The organism is Microbacterium sp. (genome assembly GCF_051953575.1).
Classification (GTDB): Bacteria; Actinomycetota; Actinomycetes; order Actinomycetales; family Microbacteriaceae; genus Microbacterium.
This window is the reverse complement of the sequence record NZ_JBQCIP010000205.1, coordinates 1-7981: the sequence shown is the minus strand read 5'-3', so window position 1 is coordinate 7981 and position 7981 is coordinate 1. Positions and strand designations below refer to the sequence as shown.

Here is a 7981-nt window from a genome sequence, read left to right as displayed (position 1 = left end):
TGGATGGCGCCGTACTGCTTGAGGAGCACGGCGACCCAGAAGATCGGGAGCGAGAAGAACAGGAACGCGATGAGCGTCACGCTGTAGTCGAACCCGGTGTACTGACGCAGCGCCGACACGATGCCGACGGTGATGCCCAGGACCATCGCGACGATGGTCGCCGTCGTGACCAGCGTCAGCGTCGACGTGATGGCGTTGCCCAGGAGGGCGTTGACGGGCTGGTTCTGGATGGAGATGCCGAAGTCGCCGCGGAAGATGCCGCCGAGCCACAGGAAGTAGCGCAGCGGCGGGGGGACGTCGAGGTTGAGGAGCTTGGTACGCGCCTCGATGAGGGACTCCTTGTTAGGAGCGTTGCTCAGCCGGAGGTCTTCAAGGGGATCACCCGAGTAAGCCACCAGCAGATACATCAGGAATGTCGCGGCGAAGAGCACGAAGATCGATGCGATCAGTCGCCGAATGATGAATGAAGCCATGGTGTGGCCGCCTGCCAATCGATGAATCAGCAGGGACACGAGCCGGCGTGCTGCCGACCTCCTGCCCGCCGCTGAGAGGAGTGTAACGCGGCGAGGTGCAGGTCCCCCAGGGGGACCTGCACCCCACCTCGGTGGTCAGTGCCGAAGCACGGTGACTACCGCGTGTCTGTCACTCTCCCGAGTCGGTGACGGCCCAGTCCCACGCGTTCCAGAAGATCGTGGGAGCGAGGATCGACGGGTCGATGCCCTCCACACGGTCGCTGAAGGCGGTGACGCCCGGGAACTGGAAGATGGTGACACCGTAGAAGTCGTTCCACAGGATCTTGTCCATCTGCTGCTGCAGCTCGATCTGCTTGTCGGCGTCGAACTCCACGTTCAGCTGAGCGACGAGGTCGTCGACCTCAGCGTTCGAGTAGAAGTTCAGGTTGTTGATCGCACCGGTCTGGAAGGTCGGCAGCGAGTTGGTCACACCGAGGCTGGTCGACTGCCACCCGAAGAGCGACGCGTCGTAGGCACCCGGGGTGCCCAGGAGGCCGCCCCACTTCTCGGAACCGCAGTCGGTGACGTTGAAGCCGGCCTGCGCAGCGGACTGCTGGATCAGGGCGAACTCGTTGACACGACGCGGGTTGTTCGACGCGTACAGGATGCAGACCGAGGTGTCGGTGATGCCCGACTCGGCCAGCAGCTGCTTGGCGCCTTCGATGTCGACCTCGGCGAACTGGTCCGAACCGTTGTTTTTGACCGACTCGTCGTAGCCCTCGGCACCCGGGACGAACAGCTGCGAGCTGCGCAGGAGCGCGTCGTCGCCGGCGATCGGCTTGATCAGCGTGTCGAGGATCTCCTGACGCGGGATCGTCTTGAGGAACGCCTCACGAGCCTTCGGGTTCGAGAAGATGTTCTGGCTGTTCTTGCCCTGGTCGAACTGCAGGTCGACGTGCTCGTACGTGCCCTCGACACCGGTCTTGACCGTGATGCCCTTGACTGCGTCGAGAGCGGTCTTGATGTCGGCCGTGGCCTGGGGCGAGATGATGTCGACTTCACCGTTCTGCAGCGCCTGGACCGCGGCGAGCGGGTCCGGGATGAAGCGGATGGTGATCTCTTCGATGTTGGGCGCGTTCTCGCCCTTGTACTCCGGGTTCGCCTTCAGCGTCACGTACTGGTCGGCGACGAAGTCGGTGATCATGTACGGGCCGCTCGCGGTGACGAGGGAGGTGTCGTCGGGCATCTCGGTGAAGTTGAAGCCCGAGTTCCAGAACGACGAGATCGGCGCGAGAGCGGCGGCGTCGTTGTCCTGGATCGCCGAGACGACGGCGTCCTTGGCCTTCTTGGCGTCATCGAGGTTGAGGGCCTTCTCACCGATGATGTGCGCCGGGAGCGGGCTCGGGAACGAGAGCTCCCAGTCGACGAACGGCTTGTCGTAGACCATCGTGATCGACTTGCCGTCCTTGCTGACCTCGGGGGTCTGCGAGACGAGGCCGACACCGGCGTCCGGGGTGGCGCCCGAGTCGAAGTAGACGACGTCCGTCGGGAGGTCGCCCGTGAACTCGCCGGTCTCGGCGTCCTGGTACTGCGTGGGGTCGAAGTCCGGCGTGTCGAGCGCGCGCGACAGAGCGGCCCAGTTCAGCAGGAGGTCGGAGGCGTCCACGTCCACGCCGTCGGACCACTTGACGCCGTCGGCGATCGTGTACTTGACCGTCAGCGGGTCGTCCGAGAGCTTCTCGTAGGAGCCGAACGACTTGTTCTCGATGAGCTTCGGGGTGTTGTCGTAGTAGTTGAAGCCGTCGAGGACGAGGTAGTTGATGTTGTTGTTCGCCGTGGCGTTACCGAACGACGTGTTTCCGTTCATCGAGTAGAACGCCTGGTTCCACGCCGCCGTGATCGACGAGCCTTCGACGAGACCGGAGTCGTCACCCGAGTCGTTGCCGCCACCGTTGGCGGCGCAACCCGAGATCGCCAGTGCGCCGACCGCGGTGAGCGCCACCGCGGCCGAGATGCGCTTCATTCTCACTGTTCCTCCTGTGCAGGGTTGTGCGCGCACGTCAGATGGGAGACCGGACGGGCGCGCGGATGGGAAAACGATAAGCATCGCTGGTGAGATGGTCAAAACGATCGGCCAAAACGTTACAGAGCCTTAACTCAATCGACGCGAAGTGTGACAATCTGACAAGGTGACCCCCTCTTTCCCGCCCTCCGATGGTGTGGTATCGAGTACCCTGCCCTCCCGCACCGGGTATCAGCGCCGCCGTCTCACATGGGAGATCTGGATCGTCCTGGCCGTCACGGTGGGCCAGTCCGCGCTCTACTCGGTGCTGTCGCTGGTGCGGAAGCTCTTGGCGCCCGTCCCGCTGGGATCGCAGCAGACGCAGGTCAATCCCTCGCGCGATGCGCAGGCGGTCTGGGACGTGGTCTATCAGCTGCTCGCGGTGTTCTTCGCCCTCGCGCTCGTCGCCCTCGTCGTGTATCTGCTGTGGGAGCCGGGGAGCAACGCGCTGCGCCGCATCGGGCTCGACTTCACGCACTTCGGCGGCGACCTCGGACGGGGCGTGCTGCTGGCCGCGGTCATCGGCCTGCCCGGCCTGGCGCTCTACGCCGCAGGCCGCGCGCTCGGCATCACCGTGGCGGTGGTGGCATCGCCGCTGGATGCCGCATGGTGGACGGTCCCGCTGCTGGTGCTGTCAGCGCTGCGGGCGGGCCTCACCGAAGAGGTCATCTTCATCGGGTATCTCTTCGACCGGCTCCGCCGGCTCGGCTGGAACGACTGGAGCATCATCCTGACGTCAGCCGCCCTCCGCGGCGCGTATCACGCCTACCAGGGGTTCGGCGCCATCATCGGCAACGTCGTGATGGGCATCGTGTTCGGCTGGTGCTACCGCCGCTGGGGCCGCGTCATGCCGCTCGTCATCGCCCACACGATCCTCGACATCGTGGCCTTCGTCGGCTATCCGCTGGCAGCAGCCCTGTGGCCCGGCGTGTTCGCGCCCATCCCGAGCCCGTCGCCGACTCCCGCTTCCTGACGACGAGGGGATGCCGGGGGCACCGGCATCCCTTCGTCATGAGGTGTCAGGCGAACGCCTCGATCGGCGGGCAGGCGCACACGAGGTTGCGGTCGCCGTACGCCTGGTCGATGCGCCGCACCGGGGGCCAGTACTTCGTGCGCACGAGGGCGTGGACGGGGTACACCGCGGCCTCCCGCGAGTACGGGTGGGTCCACTCCCCCGCGACCACGGACTCGGCCGTGTGCGGGGCGTTCACGAGGGGGTTGTCGTCCGCGGGCCACTCCCCCGCGGCGACGCGGTCGGCCTCGGCCTTGATCGCGATCATCGCCTCGATGAAGCGCTCGATCTCGCCGAGGTCCTCGGATTCGGTGGGCTCGACCATGAGGGTGCCGGCGACCGGGAACGACATCGTCGGCGCGTGGAACCCGTAGTCGATGAGCCGCTTGGCCACGTCGTCGACGGTCACCCCGGTCGCCTCCTTGAGGGGCCGCAGGTCGAGGATGCACTCGTGGGCCACGAGCCCCGCCTCGCCCGCGTACAGCACCGGGTAGTGCTCCCGCAGACGGAAGGCGATGTAGTTGGCTGCGAGTACCGCCGCGGCCGTGGCGCTGCGCAGCCCCTCGGCGCCCATCATCCGCACGTACGCCCACGAGATCGGCAGGATGCTCGCCGAGCCGTGGGGCGCGGCTGAGATCGGGCCGCCGTCGAAGACGCCCCCCGGGTGGTCACGCCGCTGCGAGAGCGGGTGCGACGGCAGGTAGGGCGCGAGGTGCGCCTTGGCTGCCACCGGTCCGACGCCCGGGCCGCCGCCGCCGTGCGGGATGGCGAACGTCTTGTGCAGGTTGAGGTGCGAGACGTCGCCGCCCAGGTCGCCGAACCGCGCGTAGCCGAGGAGCGCGTTGAGGTTCGCTCCGTCGACGTACACCTGTCCGCCGGCGTCGTGCACGGCCTGCGTGATGTCGAGCACGTCGTGCTCGTAGACGCCGTGCGTCGACGGGTACGTGATCATGAGTGCCGCGAGCTCGTCCGCGTGGGTTGCGATCTTCGCGCGCAGGTCGTCGAGGTCGACGTTGCCGGCGTCGTCGCACGCGACCACCACGACCCGCATGCCCGCCAGCACGGCGGACGCGGCGTTCGTGCCGTGGGCCGACGACGGGATGAGGCACACGGTGCGTCCGAGGTCTCCGTTCGCGCGGTGGTAGCCGCGGATCGCCATGAGGCCCGCGAGCTCGCCCTGCGAGCCGGCGTTCGGCTGGAGCGACACCGCGTCGTACCCGGTGACCTCGGCCAGCCACACCTCGAGCTGCTCGATCATCGCGAGGTAGCCGTGCACGTCCTCCTCGGGCGCGAACGGGTGCACGCGCGAGAACTCGGGCCACGACACCGCCGCCATCTCGGTCGCCGCGTTGAGCTTCATCGTGCACGAGCCCAGCGGGATCATTCCCCGGTCGAGCGCGTAGTCGCGGTCCGACAGCTGCTTGAGGTAGCGCATCATCGCCGTCTCGGAACGGTGCGACGTGAACACCGGGTGCGTGAGGAACTCCTCGACGCGGTGGAGCTCCGACGGCACACCGGCCAGGGGTGCGGCATCCGCGAAGGGAACCGCTCGCTCGCCCTGCGCACCCGCACCGGAGAACTCGCCCTCGGGCAGCCCGAATGCCCACGCCACGGCGGCGAGGTCGTCCGCGGTCGTGGTCTCGTCCACCGAGACGCCGACCGTCGCATCGTCGATCCACGCGAGCTGGTAGCCGCGCTCGCGTGCACGCTCGATGACCCGAAGCGACGGCCCAGGCGTGGTCACGCGGATGGTGTCGAAGAACGAGTCCGACCGCAGCGAGAGCCCGTACGAGCGCAGGCGCCCGGCGAGGGCCTCGGCCTTCTTCGCGACGTCGGTCGCGATCGCGCGGAGGCCGTCAGGGCCGTGGTAGACGGCGTACATCGAGGCCATGACGGCCAGCAGCACCTGCGACGTGCAGATGTTGGAGGTCGCCTTCTCGCGGCGGATGTGCTGCTCGCGCGTCTGCAGCGCGAGCCGGTAGGCAGGATGCCCGGCGGCGTCCTGCGAGACGCCCACGAGACGGCCGGGAAGCTGACGCTCGAGCCCCTGTCGGACGGCCATGTAGCCGGCGTGCGGCCCGCCGAAGCCCAGCGGCACCCCGAAGCGCTGCGTCGTGCCCACGGCGACATCGGCGCCGAGCGAGCCCGGGGAGCGCAGCAGCGTGAGCGCCAGGATGTCGGCGGCCACGACGACCAGCGCCCCGGCGACGTGCGCGGCATCCACGACCCCCGACGGGTCCCAGACGCGGCCCGAGGCGCCGGGGTACTGCACGAGCACGCCGAAGTGCTCGTCCGGCAGCGCCGCGCCGTTCGCGAGGTCGAGCACGACGAGCTCGATGCCGACGGCGGCTGCGCGGTGCGCGAGCAGGGCACGCGTCTGGGGCAGCGCGTCCGCGTCGACGACGAACACGTTCGACGCCGACTTCGAGCCGCGGCGGGCCACCAGCATCCCTTCGACGGCGGCCGTCGCCTCGTCGAGCATCGACGCGTTGGCGGTGGCGAGACCCGTGAGATCGGTCACCATCGTCTGGAAGTTGATGAGCGCCTCGAGGCGTCCCTGCGAGATCTCGGGCTGGTACGGGGTGTACGCCGTGTACCAGGACGGGTTCTCGAGCACGTTGCGGGCGATCACCGAGGGCGTGAACGTGTCGGCGTAGCCCAGGCCGATCATGGGCCGAGCCGTGCGGTTCTGGGCCGCAAGCGCTCTCAGCTCCCCGAGGGCCTCCGCCTCGGTGGCCGCCGGCCGGATGTCGCTCGTGGTGCGGGGCTTCGCGTGGATGGATGCCGGCACTGCCGCCTCGACGAGCGCATCGACGCTGTCGTAGCCCAGCGCGTCGAGCATCGTGCGCTGTGCGGCGGCATCCGTCCCGATGTGACGGTCGGCGAACAGACCCGTCATTCGGCGCCGCCCGTGAGCGAGATGTACGCGTCGCGGTCGAGGAGGCCCTCGATCGCGGCCGGGTCGACCGTGATCTTCACGAGCCAGCCGGCCCCGAACGGGTCGGCGTTCACCAGCGACGGGTCGTCGACGACGGCGTCGTTGACCTCGACGACCTCACCCGTCAGGGGGGCGTAGAGCTCGCCGACCGACTTCGTCGACTCGATCTCGCCGACGACGGTCGCCGCCGTGACCGCGCTGCCCACGGCGGGCAGCTCGACGAACACGACGTCGCCGAGCTTGTCGGCGGCGTACTCGGTGATGCCGACGGTCGCGACGTCGCCGTCCAGGGCGACCCATTCGTGCTCGGCGGTGTACTTGAGGGCGGTGAGGTCGGTCATGGGTTCCTCCGGTAGGCGGGTCGGTGGCTCAGCGGGCGCGCTGATAGAACGGGAGAGCGGTCACGGTCGCGGGGATGCGGGTCCCACGCACGTCGATGGACAGGGGCGTGCCGACGGCGGCCGAAGCGGGCGCGACGAACGCCATGGCGATCGGATGCCCGAGCGTCGGGCTCAGCGCGCCGCTCGTGATCTCGCCGACGGGCTCGCCGGCCTCGTTCAGCACGGCGTAGCCGGCGCGGCCGGCGCGCTTGCCCTCGGCGACGATGCCGACGAGGACGGGCGCGTCGGGGGCGACGACGGCCGCCAGCGCCGCCTTGCCGACGAAACCGGGCTTGTCGACGGCGACGACGCGGCCGAGACCCGCCTGCGCGGGCACGATGTCGAGCGACAGCTCGTGGCCGTACAGCGGCATCCCGGCCTCCAGGCGGAGGGTGTCGCGCGCGGCGAGCCCCGCGGGCACGAGGCCGAGCGGTGCGCCTGCGGCGAGCAGGGCATCCCACAGCGCGGGGGCGGACTCGTTGCGCACGAGCAGCTCGAAGCCGTCCTCGCCGGTGTAGCCGGTGCGGGCGACGAACAGCGGCGCGCCGTCGAAGGTGCCGTCCGACCACGCGTAATAGCCGAGCTCGGCGAACGAGGGCTGCACGTCGGCGATGCCGGAGGTCGCCTCCACGACCGCCCTCGCGACCGGACCCTGGACTGCGATCAGCGAGAACGCGTCGGTGCTGTCGACCACCTCGGTGTCGAACCCTGCCAGGCGCTCCGTGAGCGCCGCGGCGACGGCATCCCGGTTCCCGGCGTTCGCGATCACCAGGAAGCGCTCGTCGGCCAGGCGGTAGACGATGACGTCGTCGACGATGCCGCCCGACTCCGCGAGGACGAGCGAGTACTTCGCCTTGCCGACGCGCATCGGCGAGATCGCGCCCGCGAGGGCGTAGTCGAGGAAGGCGCCCGCGTCCGGCCCGCTGACCTCGAACTCTGCCATGTGCGAGATGTCGAACAGGCCCGCGGTCGTGCGCACCGCGTGATGCTCCGCAAGGTCCGACGTGTAGCGCACCGGCATGAGCCAGCCGCCGAAGTCGGTGAACGAGGCGCCGAGCGCCTCATGGCGATCGTGCAGGGCAGTCGTGCGGAGTTCGGTCATCGAGTTCTCCCGGTCGTGGGCGGGCAGGCGTCTGA

General features: G+C 68.9%; 5 protein-coding genes and 1 pseudogene. 1 reads left to right on the top strand and 5 read right to left on the bottom strand.

The genetic code is table 11. The features are described from left to right. Both ACTHNQ_RS12595 and ACTHNQ_RS12590 read right to left on the bottom strand, forming a co-directional pair. Positions 1-473: pseudogene (locus tag ACTHNQ_RS12595) on the bottom strand (ABC transporter permease); the annotation flags it as partial. Between the two features lie 169 nt (positions 474-642). After that, positions 643-2475, bottom strand: coding sequence for an ABC transporter family substrate-binding protein (locus ACTHNQ_RS12590; protein WP_440333841.1), 1833 nt, complete (start codon positions 2473-2475; stop codon positions 643-645). Positions 2476-2671: 196 nt separating this feature from the next. Between ACTHNQ_RS12590 and ACTHNQ_RS12585 the strand changes: the two genes are divergently transcribed. Beyond that, positions 2672-3487 carry a CPBP family intramembrane glutamic endopeptidase gene (locus ACTHNQ_RS12585; protein ID WP_440333839.1) on the top strand — a complete coding sequence of 272 codons (816 nt, stop codon included), beginning with the start codon at positions 2672-2674 and terminating at the stop codon, positions 3485-3487. A gap of 46 nt (positions 3488-3533) precedes the next feature. Here ACTHNQ_RS12585 and gcvP read toward each other — a convergent pair whose 3' ends face one another. From gcvP to gcvT, 3 genes are read right to left on the bottom strand one after another with little or no spacing between them, the layout of a single operon-like run. Next, on the bottom strand, positions 3534-6425 hold the full coding sequence (gcvP, locus tag ACTHNQ_RS12580; RefSeq protein WP_440333838.1) for an aminomethyl-transferring glycine dehydrogenase: 2892 nt from the start codon (positions 6423-6425) through the stop codon (positions 3534-3536). Next, positions 6422-6805 (bottom strand): glycine cleavage system protein GcvH, encoded by a 384-nt coding sequence (gcvH, locus tag ACTHNQ_RS12575; RefSeq protein ID WP_440333836.1) that lies wholly within the window; start codon positions 6803-6805, stop codon positions 6422-6424. Before gcvH ends, gcvP begins: the two co-directional genes overlap by 4 nt. Positions 6806-6833: 28 nt before the next feature. Further along, on the bottom strand, positions 6834-7946 hold the full coding sequence (gene gcvT / locus ACTHNQ_RS12570) for a glycine cleavage system aminomethyltransferase GcvT (RefSeq protein WP_440333843.1): 1113 nt from the start codon (positions 7944-7946) through the stop codon (positions 6834-6836). Positions 7947-7981 lie beyond the last annotated feature (35 nt).